Raw genomic sequence first — 14028 nt, forward strand, 5'->3', positions numbered from 1 at the left:
CCCGAAGTAGACCGCGTTCTCAACATTTCACTGCTCAGTAGTACTCCCGCACGTATCCAAGCGCCTTCTCGAACACATCATTGTCGCGGATCTTGAACTGTACGTAGAGCGTCTGCCGCAGCGCCTTGCGCACCTCCTGGTCACCCGCGATCGTTGACTGCCAGCCGTCAAAACGAACCGCCCGAACAACCTCGTCGATGCGGTCGACCACATTCGACACGATGATCGGCGTCTCGTCGCCCTTGAGCGCCTCGAACAGCTCAGTGAGCGCTGCCTTTCCCCTCTCCTCGCGCGGGACCTCGTTCTCCGCCTTCTCCGCCGCGACCGTATCCTTGGCGAGCTCGAGCAGGTCGCGGAGGAAGTCGAGGCTGGACTGTTGGATGTCGGCGTACTTCTCGCGGAGCGTGTTGAGACGCTGTCCTAGCTCGATAAAGACCGGGTTGTTGAGATGGCGTGCGATACGCGCGGTGATCTGTTTCTCGATCTCCTCGGGAGAGACGTCCTTGCGTCTGCCGGTCATCAGATCATCGATGGTCTGCGCGTCGAGGACGATCGTCTCATCACCCTGCGGGATCTCGACGTGGATGCTTTCGTTGATCAGCTCGATCGTCTTCGCCCCCAGCGCATGCCAGACAAGCCGACCGGTGATGTCAGCCGGCCGAACCGACTCGTAGACATCGGTGAGCCACCTGTAGTCGTCGCGGAACTCCTTGAGCATCGGGTCGGGGCTGAGCGCTTCCCATAGTTGCGATACGACGCTGTAGGCCAGGCCGAACGCGTCCCTAACCCCGTCTGCGGCGAGCGCGGCCTGCGCCTGGATGAGACCCTCATAGCCGCCGACTGAACGATCGACGCCAGGGAAGAATGAACGCGCCGCTGTCATCGCCGGCGCGAGCTCCGCCTTCAGCTCCTCGATGTTCGAGATCACCTGCTGAACCGCGGTCTCGTCGAACGCGAGCGACTTGGCGACGTCATCGAAGATGCCGAGGTAGTCGATGATCAGCCCGTGCGTCTTGCTCGGCGGGTACACCCGGTTGGTTCGAGTGATCGCCTGCAGCAGGGTGTGCTCCTTGAGCGGCTTGTCGAGGTACTGAGCCTGCAGTATCGGAGCATCGAACCCGGTGAGCAGCTTCGCAGTGACAATGAGGATCTTCAGCGGATCTGCCGGGTCGTTGAACCGTGCGACGATCTGCTCGAGCTCGTCCGCGCCCGGCGTCCAGGGGGCCCACGAGACAGGGTCGGTGCGCGATTTGGACATGACGATGGTGGACGCCTCGGGCGGAAGCATCGTGTCGAGCGCCTGCTTGTAGGCGACACAGGATGCCTTGTCGTAGGCCACCAGCTGAGCCTTGAAGCCCTCCGGCTCGACCTTCGTTGTGAAGTGCGTGACAACGTCGTCGGCGATCTGCCGGATGCGATCGGGCGCCTTGATGAGCACCTCGATCGACGCTGCCTTCTTCGACAGCGTGATCTTCTCGCCCTCAGTCAGATTGCGCTCCGCCGCCAGCTCTTCAAAGGCGGAGTCAATCTTCTCCTGGTCGAGGTGGATCTCGCTCAACCGCGGCTCGAAGTGCAGCGGCAGGGTAGCGCCGTCGCGGATCGAATCCTGGAACGAGTACCGCGAGAGGTATCCGCCCTCGTCTTCGGCTGCGCCGAACCACATGAACGTGTTGTGGTCGCGCTTGTTGATGGGTGTGCCGGTAAGGCCGAACAGGAAGGCCTTTGGCAGGGCCTCGCGCATCCGCTGTCCGTAGTCGCCCTCCTGCGATCGATGGGCCTCGTCGACCATCGCGATGATGTTGTGTCGATCATCAAGCACACCGTCGATCTCGCCGAACTTGTGGATCGTCGTAATGATGATCTTCCGTACACCCTGACTGAGCAGGGTCTGTAATTCCTTGCGCGAGTCTGTCGAGACCAGTCCAGAAACATCCGAGGCGTTGAACGTGCCGGTGATCTGTGTGTCGAGATCGATCCGATCGACGACGATCAGGATCGTCGGGTTCGTCAGCTCGGCCATCGCGCGCAACTTCAGCGCCGAGAACACCATCAGCAGTGACTTGCCCGACCCCTGGAAGTGCCAGATGAGCCCCTGCTTGATACGACCGTGCAGCACACGGTCCACGATGAGATTCGCCGCCTGCAACTGCTGGTATCGCGCGATCACCTTGATCTTGCGGTGCTTCGCATCGGTCGCGAATACGGTGAAGAATCGCAGGAAGTCGAGGACGGATGCTGGCGCCAGCACGCCGTTCACGGCGTCCTTGACCACCTCGAGGCCGACCTTCGCTGGCGCGTTCGGATCGGTCTCATCTTCGCGCCACGGACCCCACAGCTCGACCGGCATGCCGACGGAACCGTAGCGGAAGTCTTTGCCCTCGGTCGCGAAGGACAGCACGTTTGGCACGAAGAACTGAGGAACGCTTGCCTCGTAGTCGTCGTGGATCTGCGCGGCCGCGTCGATCCAGGAGTAGGCCGCCCGGATCGGCGTCTTCGCCTCGCCGACGACGAGCGGGAAGCCGTTGCACCACAGCACAACGTCCAATCGCTTGCCTAGCCGCCCCAGCTGGAACGTCACCTCGGTGGATACGATCCACTGGTTCGACGAGTCATCGTCCGGGTAGTCGAAGTCGATCAGGCGGACGGAGGTGTGCTCGCCGTTCGGACCGAACGGCATCGACTTCTGCCCCGTCACCCACGCCATGAACTCTTCGTTCGCGACCACCGGATGTGGGCTGTTGCGGGCCGAGATCAGGATCGCCCGCAGCACATGGATGACCTCATCAGCCTTGCGCGGATCAGCTGCGATCTCGGGATTCAGGCGGATCAGCGCGGCAGCGACGAGCCCTTCAAGCAACACTTCATCGGGGCGGCGCGGAAGTTGGCTTCCCGGCAGGAATTGCACGTCCGGAGACGTGATCAGATCGCGGACGAAGTCGCGGACCGTGTTCGCTTCATTGAACTGCGCCATCAGTTGCCTCCAAAGATCGCGGCCTGAAGTGATCCCCAAAGGCGGTCCAATGCCGACGCCTCGCGTGCGAGCGCGAGCGTGGCCTTCTCCGCCAGGCGCATCATTTCGTCGAGACTCGCGGCGATCGGACGGGTTGGCAAGCCGAACTGGAATGACGCGACGTCGCTTCCACGAACGGCGGGATAAGCGCTTCCCGTGCTCTTGCTGATCATGTCGTTCGTGAAGCGGTCCGAACACACCAGCTGCCACAGAAACGACGGCGATATCTCCGGCCCGGGCCGGAGCACGGCGAATCCCGTTGACGCAAGCTGGCCGTGCAGCGTAGGAGGTATTCGAGCAACAGATCGAAGCCCGGGTCGCACTGTGCTCACCAGGATGTCGCCCGCTCGAACTATCCGCCTCGCTCGTCCCGGGGCTTCGCCAAACGCCATTGACTTCACCGCTGCCTCGTCAAGGCCCTGGGCATCCGGCATCACCGAGGCGATGTCGATGTAGTCAATGGAAGCGGTCGGATCCCAACGCGACGCTTGTTCGGGATTTATCTCCGCCACATCGCCGATCGACACCATTCGCCCAGCCGACCGGATGGCCAGCTCGACCTCGTGCTCCACCGCTCTCCGCGTGGCAGCGAGCTCCTCTCGAAGTCGGTGCCGATGACGTTCGACGGCCCACATAAGATCGGCGATCCGACGTTGCTCTTCAAGCGGAGGTAGTGCGAACTCGTACTTCTGCATCGGCCCCCACAAAAGCCGTGGATTCATCGAACCGGTGGCTGCACCCGATGCGTAGCTCACAAAGACATCGGAAGACAGCACGAGCGGCAGAAACGCCTGCAGTAGCCCCCCGCCGGGAGTGGCGTCCAACACATAGGTCTTGTCGGCGACCACGCCGGAGAAGTTCACAAGCCCTGTCTTGCGCAGATACGGCCGCGCTGATACGAACAGAACCTGTCCAGGCTCGAAGACGAACCGAAACGTCGAACCCATGTGCCCGTCGCTGGGGTCACCCCAACGATCGACCGTCAATGAGTCGCCGTCTATGTGGCCCCCGCCGACGTATCGCTGCACCTCTGCCGTTATTGGGTCCACCTGCTTGCGCGAACGGTCGACGACATGACCGAGCCTCACCCTGCTCCAAGCGGAAGGTTGCAGATCGAGCATCACTTCGCCAACTCCTTTAGAAGCTGCGTTCCCAGCGCCTCGGCCGCCTGCGCCGCAGATCTCCACAGCCGCACGTCGACCGAAGGGTCGCTGGGAGCGTCGTCCCTGAGATTCCCCGAGCCGCCACCGACATACTCGGGAATAGAAAGCGCCCAGCCTTTCGCCTCAATATCATCGACTGTTGCAACGCGGGCGAAGCCTGGCTCGGAAGAGAAACTCGCATAGCTGTTGAGGATCCTCATCTGATGCACAGGGGCAAGAAACGACTGGACGCCCTCACGGAAATACTCGCTCTTGCCGTCGATGAACAACACGCGCCCTCGGCGCTCGAGAGGCTTGTTCGCCCGAAGGACGAGAACGATTGCCTCCATGCTGGAGTTGTAGAAAAGTCCATGCGCGAGGCCGATCACTGCCTCGACCAGGTCAGACTTGATCATTTCTGCACGCATTCGAGCCTCTGCCACTCGATGCAGAACGCCGTGCGGGAGTAGTACCGCAGCACGCCCGGTCTCGGGGTGCAGACTCCGTGCGATGTGCTGAACAAATGCATAGTCCGCGGCATTCTGCGGCGGCACACCCCACATCTGACGGCCGAACGGATCCCTGGTGAAGGCATCCCGATTCCAGGCCTTGATCGAGTACGGCGGGTTTGCGAGCACGACGTCGAACGTTCGCAGCCCCCCCTTGCTGTTCAGGAACGCAGGCCTTGCGAGGGTGTCGCCGTGCGCGATCTGGCCGTCGGTGATGCCATGCAGAAAGAGGTTCATGCGGGCGATGGCCGAGGTTCCGTAGTTGAGCTCTTGGCCGTACAGCTTGAGGTTGCGCCACTCCCTGCCCTGGCGCTTCACCTCGGCCGCCGTCGAGATGAGCATTCCGCCGGTGCCACACGTCGGGTCGTAGACCGACTCTCCTGGCCGGGGCTCGAGCATGAGGGCCATCAGGTGCACGAGCGTGCGGTTCGTGTAGAACTCCTGCGCGGTGTGGCCCGAGTCGTCGGCGAACTTCTTGATGAGGTATTCGTACCCGTTGCCGAGCTCGTCCTCGGGCAGGTTCGCGATCGACAGCGTCTGAGTCGAGAAGTGCTCGATCAGGTCGGCGAGAGTCGAGTCCGGCAGCAGGTTCTTGTTTCCCCAGTCCCCATCGCCGAACACTCCGGTCAGCGTGTCGGGGTTGGCGGACTCGATCGCCCGCATGGCCCGCAAGGCGGTCGCGCCGATGTTCTCGGTCACCGCGCGAACGTCGCGCCAGTGACATCCGTTCGGGATCGCGAAGCGGTGGTTCTCGGGCAGGTCGGCGAGTTCTTCGTCGCCGTAGGTTTCGATAGCCGCCGCGCGCTCTTCGTCGTAGACATCCGAGATGCGCTTGAGGAAAACCAGCGGGAAGATGTACTGCTTGTAGTCGCCGGCGTCGATGAGTCCGCGCAGAATGACGGCGGCGCCCCACAGGTAGTTCTCCAGCTCATGCTGGCTGATCTTCCCAGTCATGCGCCGAGCCCCCACTCCGCCAGCTCCGCTTCGAGGGTCGCTCGAGTTTCCCTCGCACGCTCGTGTGCCGCTTCGAGGTTCGCCAGGGCATCGGCGATGCTGATCTTCTCGCCGGTGTCAGCGGGTGCGACGTATAGCGGGATGTTGAGGTTGAACTCGTTGCCCTCGATCTCGGCCAGGTCGGCGACGTGGGCACGCCCCTCGATGCCTGCGAATCCGCGGTACGCGTCGAACAGTTCCTTCGCATGCTCAGGTTCGAGGGTGTTTTGGTTGCGTCCCTTCTTCATCAGGCCCTCACCGTTGATAAACAGCACCTTGTCCTGTTGGTCGAGGGGTCGCTGGTGACGCAGGATCAGCACACAGGCTGCGAGGCCCGTGCCGTAGAACAGGTTCGGGGCAAGACCGATGACGGCTTCGACCTTCTTCGCCTTCAGGATATGGGTGCGGATGCGCGCCTCTGCGCCCTGGCGGAACAGCGCACCCTGAGGCAGCACGACCGCTACCCGGCCCGTGTTCGGGTCGGCCGAGGTGAGCATGTGCTGCACCCATGCCCAGTCGGCGTATCCCTTGGGCGGGACTCCGCCGAGCTGGTTCCGTCCCCACCGGTCGGATGCCCACTCGACGTCACCCCACGCCTTGAGGGAGAACGGCGGATTCGCTACGACATTGTCGAACCGCGCGAGCCTATTGCCTGTGTAGAAGGCGGGGTTGCGCAGGGTGTCCTCTCTCACGACCTTGAAGTCCTCTACCCCGTGAAGGAGCAGGTTCATGCGCGCGATCGCCGAGGTCGCGAGCACCTTCTCCTGACCGTAGAGCTTCCCCCACAACGTCTTGGGGCTGCCGCCGGCATCCTTCACGTGCTCGATGACCTCGATCAGCATGCCACCCGTCCCGCATGCGGGATCGTAGACGCTCTCACCCTCCTGCGGATCGAGGATGTTCACGAGCAGACCGACGACTGAGCGCGGGGTGTAGTACTCGCCGGCCTTCTTGTTCGACTGGTCGGCGAACCGCTTGATGAGGTACTCATACGCGTTGCCGAAGACATCCGGTGCGACATTCGCGTTACTCAGAGTCTTCGTCGAGAAGTGCTCGATGAGGTCGGCGAGCTTGCGGTCGGGGAGCTTGTCCTTATTGGTCCAGTTCGCGTTGCCGAAGATGCCGTACAGCGTCTCGGGGTTAGCTTTCTCGATCTCGCGGAACGCGATCTGCAGGGCGGGGCCGATGTTCTCGGTCTTCTCGCGAACGTCCGACCAAAGGTTGCCGTCGGGGACGGCGAAGCGGTGGTTCTCGGCGAACGAGGCGAACTCGTGGTCGCCGCCGGACTCCTCGAGTGCCCGCTCGAACTCTTCGAGGTACACGTCGCTGATCCGCTTGAAGAACATGAGCGGAAAGATGTAGGCCTTGAAGTCGGCTTGGTCAATGCTGCCGCGTAGGAGGTCAGCGGCACGGGCAAGGTACTGCTCCAGCTCGGCGAGCGACATGGAATCAATCCGCGCGGGTCGCTGGCCCGACGAGAGCGGGACATCCGTGCTCACGCGTGTTCCTCCGAGGTGGCGGCATCGACGATGTTGTGGAGACTTGGCTGGCGTCCTTCGGTCAGCTCGGTAGCGGCCCTGCTGACCAGCTGGGCGCGAGCGGCCAAGAAATCGTCGAAGTGCGGTCTCACCAGCTGCGCGAGCTCGGCGCCCTCCACATCGAGCGGATATGGCCCAGCCGCGACAAGAAGCGAATATGGGACGAGGTGCGTCGTGAGACGCGCACGCACATCGCTGGGGTCTGGCGCCTTCTGCGCCCGGTCTTCCAAGTACTGGATGGGATCCAGCCGGCCGATCGTACGATTGGTCTTCCAGGTAATGAGCGCGCAGTTGAGGGCGAGGTACGAGTTGATCCCCGCAGCACGGAGGAGGGCGTCGGGGAAGAGGTGGTGATACTCGCGGCGACCGATGTTGTCCGCCGAAAGTTTTGTATCGTCGGCGAAGTCGCGTGCACCGAAATAGGTCGACGTTGCGAGGACCGCTCGTCCGAGTCGATCGGCCTTCTTCGACCAGTCCGCCGCAAGCAGATCTCGGTGCGTCGGCAGCGGGTACAGCTCGCGGTCGAAGACGGGCACGCTGTCCAGCTCGCCCGCACCATCCAGATACGCCCGCAGAGGTGCGTGGTCGGCGGCAGCTCGCGTAGCGGCTGCACCGACATAGCGAGTGGTGAAGAACGCTGACCAAAGATACCTACGCACGAGCTGGTCGACGCGGGCCCGCTCGTCGCCATCCGCCGCTGAATTCGCGAGGAGAGCGGCAGCGACGGGCAACGGGGGCCCACTCGGGATCTGCGACGACGCGAAGATCCCTTCGCCGGCGAGAAGTTCGGTGAGGCGCTCGAGCCCTGCCGACATCGTGTCCCAGTCGGCTACGAACTTGGCGTAGTCGAGCTCGTAGTAGCCCTTCTGGTTGGGCTGCTTGCCCTGCATCAGCGCGGAGACTTGCAAAACCGCGTCACCAACATCGCCGAAGTATCGAGCCAGCGCAGGCTGGGCCTCGTTCAATGCTCGCAGCCACTCCCGCAGGCGCACCCCCGTGGCGTTCTCGAGCTCGGCGACGACGATGTCGTACGCCCGCAATGGCTTGGCGTTTGTGTTCATGTTGATGAACACGCGCAGCGCAACGTCCTTATGCGTGGCAGCCGGGAGCCTGAGGTACGGCAGGTTGTAGTGCCTCACCCGCTCGCGGAGCGGGCCAATCCATTGTTCTTTCAGGACGCTCCTACTTGCACTGACTGCGCGCTCCGCAAGAAGTACCTGTACTTGTTCCTCGGCGCTCGCTGCTGCATCGATGGTCGGCGCAGGGTACGCGGCATCCACCCAGCGGTCGATCTGATCTCCGCTGGGGTCGAGAAGGCGAACGGGAACCAATCCGCGTCGTCGACACTCGGCCGGGTCATCAGCCCACAACGGCTTGACACCGCGGCGATCGCGCCAGCGGACGACTGCTCTAACTGACAGACCGTGATCGTCGTTGTCGGGATCTTCGTCCAGCTCTGGCACGTGAATGAAATACGTCGCGTCAGAGCTCGTCGCCTTGAGCGCCTGCCACAGGGCCGTCAATCGCTGCTGACCATCGAGGAGGTGCTCGGTGACCTTCGAGCTCGGCTCCGGCGCGGTCGCAAGCGGGCGAGAGTGGAACTTCTCCTCGTCGCCAACGTCCAAGATCAGCGTGATGCCCAAGGGGAGATCCTGGATGATCGTGGTGAGCATGGATGCAACTCGACCCCGGTCCCAGGCGACACCCCTTTGGAAACTCGGAAGCCGGAGCTGACCGCTGCTGATTCGATGCAGCCAATCGTCGATCGGGCGATTCAGGGCCTCGCTACGGTTACGCTCGTCGCTCACTGCGCAACTCTTCTCTTCTCTACTCACCACGTTGGCAACTTCTCCAGACTAGTGATGAGGGCCGGTACCTGACGCTCGTATACACGCAGTCGTCGCTTTTTGACTACATACCGGCTTACAGATGGCACCGCTACCGGACCCGGTCGCCGGAAGAGACTCAAGACATAGAACTGAACCGCTCCCCCGAGCTCACCTGCTGCGCCACTCGCCGCAGCGCCAGCAGCAACGGCTCCACCAGCACCGACCCGAGCACCACGTACCGCACCGCGGCCTCGGCTGATTCCTCCGGCACCCCGGCGATCTCGGCATCCGCGATCCTCCGAATGCTCGCGAGGTACTCCGCCATCACGGCATCCGGCACGACAAAACCCGCGCGCTCCAACCTCTGGAGCGCCCGCGCTACCGCGTGGAGCACCGCGGGGTCGCACATCCCCGGCTGCCACCCGAGCCCAGCAACCAAGGCCTCGGCCTCCGCCCGATCCAGCTCCTCATCCGCTGGCGGAGTGATCGCCGCATGAGCCTCGCCCAGCAGCAGGTGCGGACTCTCCGGCGGATCGTCCAGCGCCCCGAGCACCCGCCGCGTCTCGGCGATGCTCACCCCCGCATCGAGCAGCGCCCGGATCACCCGCAGCCGCTCCACGTGCTTCTCGCCATAGGCGGCCTGCGTCGGCGCGCTGCGCTCACCCTCGGGCAGCAGACCCTCGCGCAGGTAGTACTTGATCGTCGGCACGGTCACACCCGTCCGGGCTGACAGTTCGGAAATTCTCATGGCCACCTCTTGACTTCGATAGTAGCGCTATCCATTATGGATAGTGACACTATCGAATCAAGAGGAGTCATCATGTCGAAAGTCATCACGGGCCGCATGACCCACCGCCACGAGGGCGAGCTCGTCGTGTTCCACATCGGGATGCAGATCAACCGCTGGTGGCGACCCGACCTGTGGCTGCCCACCTTCTTCGCCATGCCGCCGATGCTGCGCGAACTCTCCATGGATCCCGACTCGGGCATGCTCGGCTACCAGTTGCTGTTCGGATCCGGCGGTCCCTACGTCGTGCAGTACTGGTCATCCGTCGACAAGCTGTACGCTTACGCGTCCAGCCCCTCGCAGGAGCACCGCCCCGCCTGGACCCGCTTCAACAAGATGGCGCGCAAAGCTCCGGGCGCAGTCGGCATCTGGCACGAGACCTTCCTCGTCGACCGCGCCGAGAGCGTGTACGTGTCGACGAAGCCGATGGGGCTGCCGAAGGCGACGGAGATGGTCGAGGTGGGGAAGCGGCAGGACCGGGCTCAGGCGCGGTTCGCGGAAGGGCGGACGGTGTCTGGCCAGGCGCAGTCCCCGGAGATCTTGAGCGAACCGCGCCTCCCCTAGACTTCCTTCCAACCACAGGGGAGTCCCGGCAGGGGCTGAGAGGGCGCTGACGCAGCGCCGACCCTCACACCTGATGCGGGTCATGCCGCCGTAGGAAGTCGAGTCATATGTCGCGCCTCATCACCGAGCCCGAAACGTCCTCCCGAGCACGAAAGGCCGTTCGCGGCGGATTGCTCGGCAACTTCGTCGACCAGGTCGATATCTTCCTGCCGGTGATCGCGCTCGCCCCCGCAGCCGCGGTCGTGCTGGGCCCCGACCCCGCTCAGACCGGCCTGATCTTCGTCGCCACCCTTCTCGGACGCCCGCTCGGAGCCGCCGTCTTCGGAAGCCTCGCCGACCGCTACGGTCGCACGAGCACCACCAAGATCGCGATCGCCGGCATCGCGATCACAACGCTCCTGATCGCCCTGATCCCGAACCACGACCTCGGTGGTGCAGCGACGCTCTGGGCGTTCGTCGCCCTCCGCTTCGTCGGCGGCATCTTCCTCGGCGGCGAATACTCCGCGGCGATCCCGCTCGCCATGGAATGGTCCGCCCCACGCCGGCGCGGCCTGCTCAGCGGCGGCATCATGGCCATGTCCCCGCTCGCGAACTCCTTCATCGCCGCGCTCACCCTGACGCTCCTGCAGGTGCTCGGAGCCGACGACTACGCAATGTGGGGATGGCGGATGCCGTTCATCGCCGGCGCCCTGCTCGCGGTGGCGCTGTTCTTCTACTACTCCGCCGGGGTCCACGATTCCCCGGTCTCGACGAGCGCCCGACACCCCCGCACTCGACCTCTGGCCGACATTCTGGTCGGACCGTTCCGCCACCAGCTCTGGCAGGTGTTCACGCTGATGACCGGCCTCTGGCTGTTCACGCAGATGGCGATCCCCGTGCTCACCGGCCTGTTGAGCAAAGCACCCCAGATCGGCCCGACCACCGTGCCGCTCATCATGCTGGTCGCCACCCTCGTCTCGGCCGCGGCGATGATCGCCAGCGGTGCAATCTCGCAGCGGATCGGACGGCGACGCTTCTTCGTCGTCTTCGGAGGCCTCGCGATCATCGCCGCTCCGCTGGCCCTCATGTGGGCGATGTCCTCTCAGGGAGCTGGCGCCGTGCTGGCCGTCACCGTCGTGCAGATCGTCACCGTGTCGGCCTACGGCCCGGTCGGCGCCTACCTCGCCGAGCGCTTTCCCGCTGCCGTGCGATCGAGCGGATACGGGGTCGGCTACTCGCTCTCCATGGTGATCCCCGCGCTCTACCCGTTCTGGCTGCCCGGATTCCAGAGCTCGCTCGGCGCTGGCCCTGCGGTGGCCGTCGTGCTCGCCGCGGCGGCTGCGCTGCTCGTCATCGGCGCGCTCCTCGGCCCTGATCCCGACCGTGCTTCGCCATTGGAGTGAAGGGCGGTGGGATGTGGCCGCGATACGCTTACGCGTCCAGCCCGTCGCAGGAGCACCGCCCCGCCTGGACCTGCTTCAACAGGATGGCGCGCAAGGCTCCGGGAGCGGTCGGCATCTGGCACGAGACCTTCCTCGTCGACCGCGCCGAGACCGTTTATGTGTCGATCAAGCCGATGGGGCTACCGAAAGCGACGGAGTTGGTCGAGGTCGGGAAGCGACAGGACCGGGCGCAGGCGCGGTTTGCGGAAAGGCAGACGGCGGTAGTGAACAGCACCACGTCACATCGCTCGGGAGAGTTGCGCATCGGCGAGGCTCACCTATACTGCGGTCAGCATCCAGCGCAGAGAGGCGTGGCAACGCGATGACCGATTTCGAACCGAAGTACGTGGAGTACGCGGAGTGGCATGACGCGGCGAAGCGAAGTTACTTGGAACCGGCGAGGTTGACGGCCGTCCGATTGCTAGAAGAGCTGCTCGACGATCGCGTTGATTCAGTCGATCGGAATCGCTTTCGCATATCAACTAGCCGCGTCAAGACAGCCCAACGGTCCTTCGCAAAACTCGGTCGCGCTAAGTACAGCGGTCAAGTGAACGATTACGAAGATGTGCCGCAGGTTCTGGACGACCTCGTGGGCCTTCGACTTATCTGCAACAATCTCTCCGATATCAACACGTTTCAGGAACTGGTGGGTGAGCTGCCGATCGACGCCGACGAGCAATCGAGCCTGGCCGTCGAGCGCGATTCACATCGGGACTACTTTACGAATCCGAAGGCGTCCGGCTATCGGGCCTACCACGTGAACTTCGTCGTTCCGGTTCCTCAGATGAACGGAACCAGGCGCGTTTGCGTCGAGGTGCAGGCTAGAACACTGCTCCAGGACGGTTGGGGCGAGCTCACGCATGAGGACACATACAAGCCGGGATCGACGGTTCCTGAGTGGATTGTTGGCATGTCGCTCCGCATGGCGGAACTACTTGCGGCGGTTGACAACATCGCTCAAGACCTTCGAACTGGACTAGACGTCGAGACGCAGCGATCAGTTTTGGCGGTAGACGACGGCAAGAAGTCTCCGGAGGTCGCATTTGTCGCGGGCACCGCAGAATCAGCTACTCCGACCTCGATAAGCATCGCTGCGGGATTGGAACCCAGCGCTCCGAAGACCAGCTCGGAAGCTCAGCGACGCGACGCCGAAGAACTCGAGGCAGCCCTCGTGGACGAGACTCTTCGAATCACTCGGGGATTGACGAAGCCGGTCGCTCTAGCCGCGCTATCGCAGCAGCTTAACCTCATCTTCGGCACCGAAATCACGCGCACCTGGGCCAAACGCGGAGGTTTTAAGAAGTTCTTGGAGGCAACGGTCCCGGAGTCGCGACTTTCTGGACCTCCACCCGGGTATATCCACCCCCCGAACACTCCTGTCCCAGATGGATGGATTACGGAAGACGCAGGCAAAGGGGCTGTGCCGTCAATCGTGCGCGAGTTGCGAACCTACGACAAGGCGATTCCATTGCTTGGGGCCGAAAGGCTGGAGCAGGTAGTTACCTCAGTGACCAACGTGCTTCAAGAGGCTGAGCTAGAACTCCAGGGCAGCAACGCCACACTTTCGCAACTCGAAGGTCTGGCCAAACAAGCTCGCTCGGATGCAGAAACTCGCGGAACCTTGGTTGTGCGCCCTCATGCCGCCTACGTTCTTCAGGCGGTCAATCGCAGGAGCCGGATTTCGCGGGACATCACCGCCAGTGAAGTCCGAGGCATCCTCTTTGATCGGATCATCACGATGGCCGAAGCGAACGACCTAGTCGAGGACCGCGCAGTCGCGGGCCACGAGCTATGCGAGTGGCTCGGAATCGACGTCTAGAACGTTGTACCTCTGTTTCGGACGCCGGCCGAACAGCTCGCCTTTCGGACAACCATCGATGCTGGGCACATTCAACCGTCGCCCCTCAGAACATCCACGCAACTCCCCACCACTACTTCCGGCTGCTCGAACGACGCGAAGTGCCCGCCGCGCTCCAGTTCATGCCACTGGCGAGTTTCCGCGAACTTCCGTTCGCTCCCGCCGTGACGGACGCGATCACCGGGCGACAGCAACACTCGGGCGCGAATCACTGAGAGAAGGTGCGCCCGCGAGGCGCTCGAGGAGTAGCTCGAGCTGGGACGCTTCGTCTCCTCGCTGCGCTTCCGGCGATGCTCGTCGGTGCAGCCGGCCTCTTCGTCGCATGGATGCCGTATCTATCTGGCGTCGCCATCGGCGCTACCGTGTTGTCGACCCTC

The 14028-nt window shown here is 63.3% G+C and carries 10 protein-coding genes and 1 riboswitch; of the genes, 4 read left to right on the top strand and 6 right to left on the bottom strand.

Going from position 1 to position 14028, the window contains the following annotated elements:
* Positions 1-34 precede the first annotated feature (34 nt).
* The 6 genes from MRBLWH11_RS03620 to MRBLWH11_RS03645 form a co-directional block, all read right to left on the bottom strand.
* A complete protein-coding gene (locus MRBLWH11_RS03620) occupies positions 35-2971 on the bottom strand; it encodes an HsdR family type I site-specific deoxyribonuclease (RefSeq protein ID WP_341946723.1) in 2937 nt (978 codons plus the stop codon).
* Complete coding sequence (locus MRBLWH11_RS03625; protein ID WP_341946724.1) at positions 2971-4134, bottom strand: hypothetical protein; 1164 nt, start codon at positions 4132-4134, stop codon at positions 2971-2973. Before MRBLWH11_RS03625 ends, MRBLWH11_RS03620 begins: the two co-directional genes overlap by 1 nt.
* The gene (locus MRBLWH11_RS03630) at positions 4131-5615 is read right to left on the bottom strand and encodes a class I SAM-dependent DNA methyltransferase (RefSeq protein ID WP_341946725.1); all 1485 of its coding nucleotides are present in this window, start codon (positions 5613-5615) and stop codon (positions 4131-4133) included. The genes MRBLWH11_RS03625 and MRBLWH11_RS03630 overlap by 4 nt, the downstream gene beginning before the upstream one ends.
* A complete protein-coding gene (locus MRBLWH11_RS03635; protein ID WP_341946726.1) occupies positions 5612-7153 on the bottom strand; it encodes a class I SAM-dependent DNA methyltransferase in 1542 nt (513 codons plus the stop codon). The genes MRBLWH11_RS03630 and MRBLWH11_RS03635 overlap by 4 nt, the downstream gene beginning before the upstream one ends.
* Positions 7150-9030 carry a DUF262 domain-containing protein gene (locus tag MRBLWH11_RS03640; protein WP_341946727.1) on the bottom strand — a complete coding sequence of 627 codons (1881 nt, stop codon included), beginning with the start codon at positions 9028-9030 and terminating at the stop codon, positions 7150-7152. Before MRBLWH11_RS03640 ends, MRBLWH11_RS03635 begins: the two co-directional genes overlap by 4 nt.
* Before the next feature lie 127 nt (positions 9031-9157).
* Entirely contained in the window at positions 9158-9769 is a 612-nt protein-coding gene (locus MRBLWH11_RS03645) for a MerR family transcriptional regulator (protein WP_341946728.1), read from the bottom strand.
* A 72-nt stretch (positions 9770-9841) separates the two neighbouring features.
* Between MRBLWH11_RS03645 and MRBLWH11_RS03650 the strand changes: the two genes are divergently transcribed.
* The 4 genes from MRBLWH11_RS03650 to MRBLWH11_RS03665 all read left to right on the top strand — a co-directional run bounded on the left by MRBLWH11_RS03650 (position 9842) and on the right by MRBLWH11_RS03665 (position 13612).
* Positions 9842-10372 (top strand): DUF4188 domain-containing protein, encoded by a 531-nt coding sequence (locus MRBLWH11_RS03650; RefSeq protein ID WP_341946729.1) that lies wholly within the window; start codon positions 9842-9844, stop codon positions 10370-10372.
* A gap of 6 nt (positions 10373-10378) precedes the next feature.
* Positions 10379-10486, top strand: a riboswitch (TPP riboswitch).
* Positions 10480-11754 (top strand): MFS transporter, encoded by a 1275-nt coding sequence (locus MRBLWH11_RS03655; protein WP_341946730.1) that lies wholly within the window; start codon positions 10480-10482, stop codon positions 11752-11754. (Overlaps the previous riboswitch by 7 nt.)
* Before the next feature lie 11 nt (positions 11755-11765).
* On the top strand, positions 11766-12119 hold the full coding sequence (locus MRBLWH11_RS03660) for a DUF4188 domain-containing protein (RefSeq protein ID WP_341946731.1): 354 nt from the start codon (positions 11766-11768) through the stop codon (positions 12117-12119).
* Positions 12116-13612 (top strand): hypothetical protein, encoded by a 1497-nt coding sequence (locus MRBLWH11_RS03665; protein ID WP_341946732.1) that lies wholly within the window; start codon positions 12116-12118, stop codon positions 13610-13612. The genes MRBLWH11_RS03660 and MRBLWH11_RS03665 overlap by 4 nt, the downstream gene beginning before the upstream one ends.
* Positions 13613-14028 lie beyond the last annotated feature (416 nt).

The sequence above is a fragment of the Microbacterium sp. LWH11-1.2 genome (genome assembly GCF_038397745.1).
GTDB lineage: Bacteria > Actinomycetota > Actinomycetes > Actinomycetales > Microbacteriaceae > Microbacterium.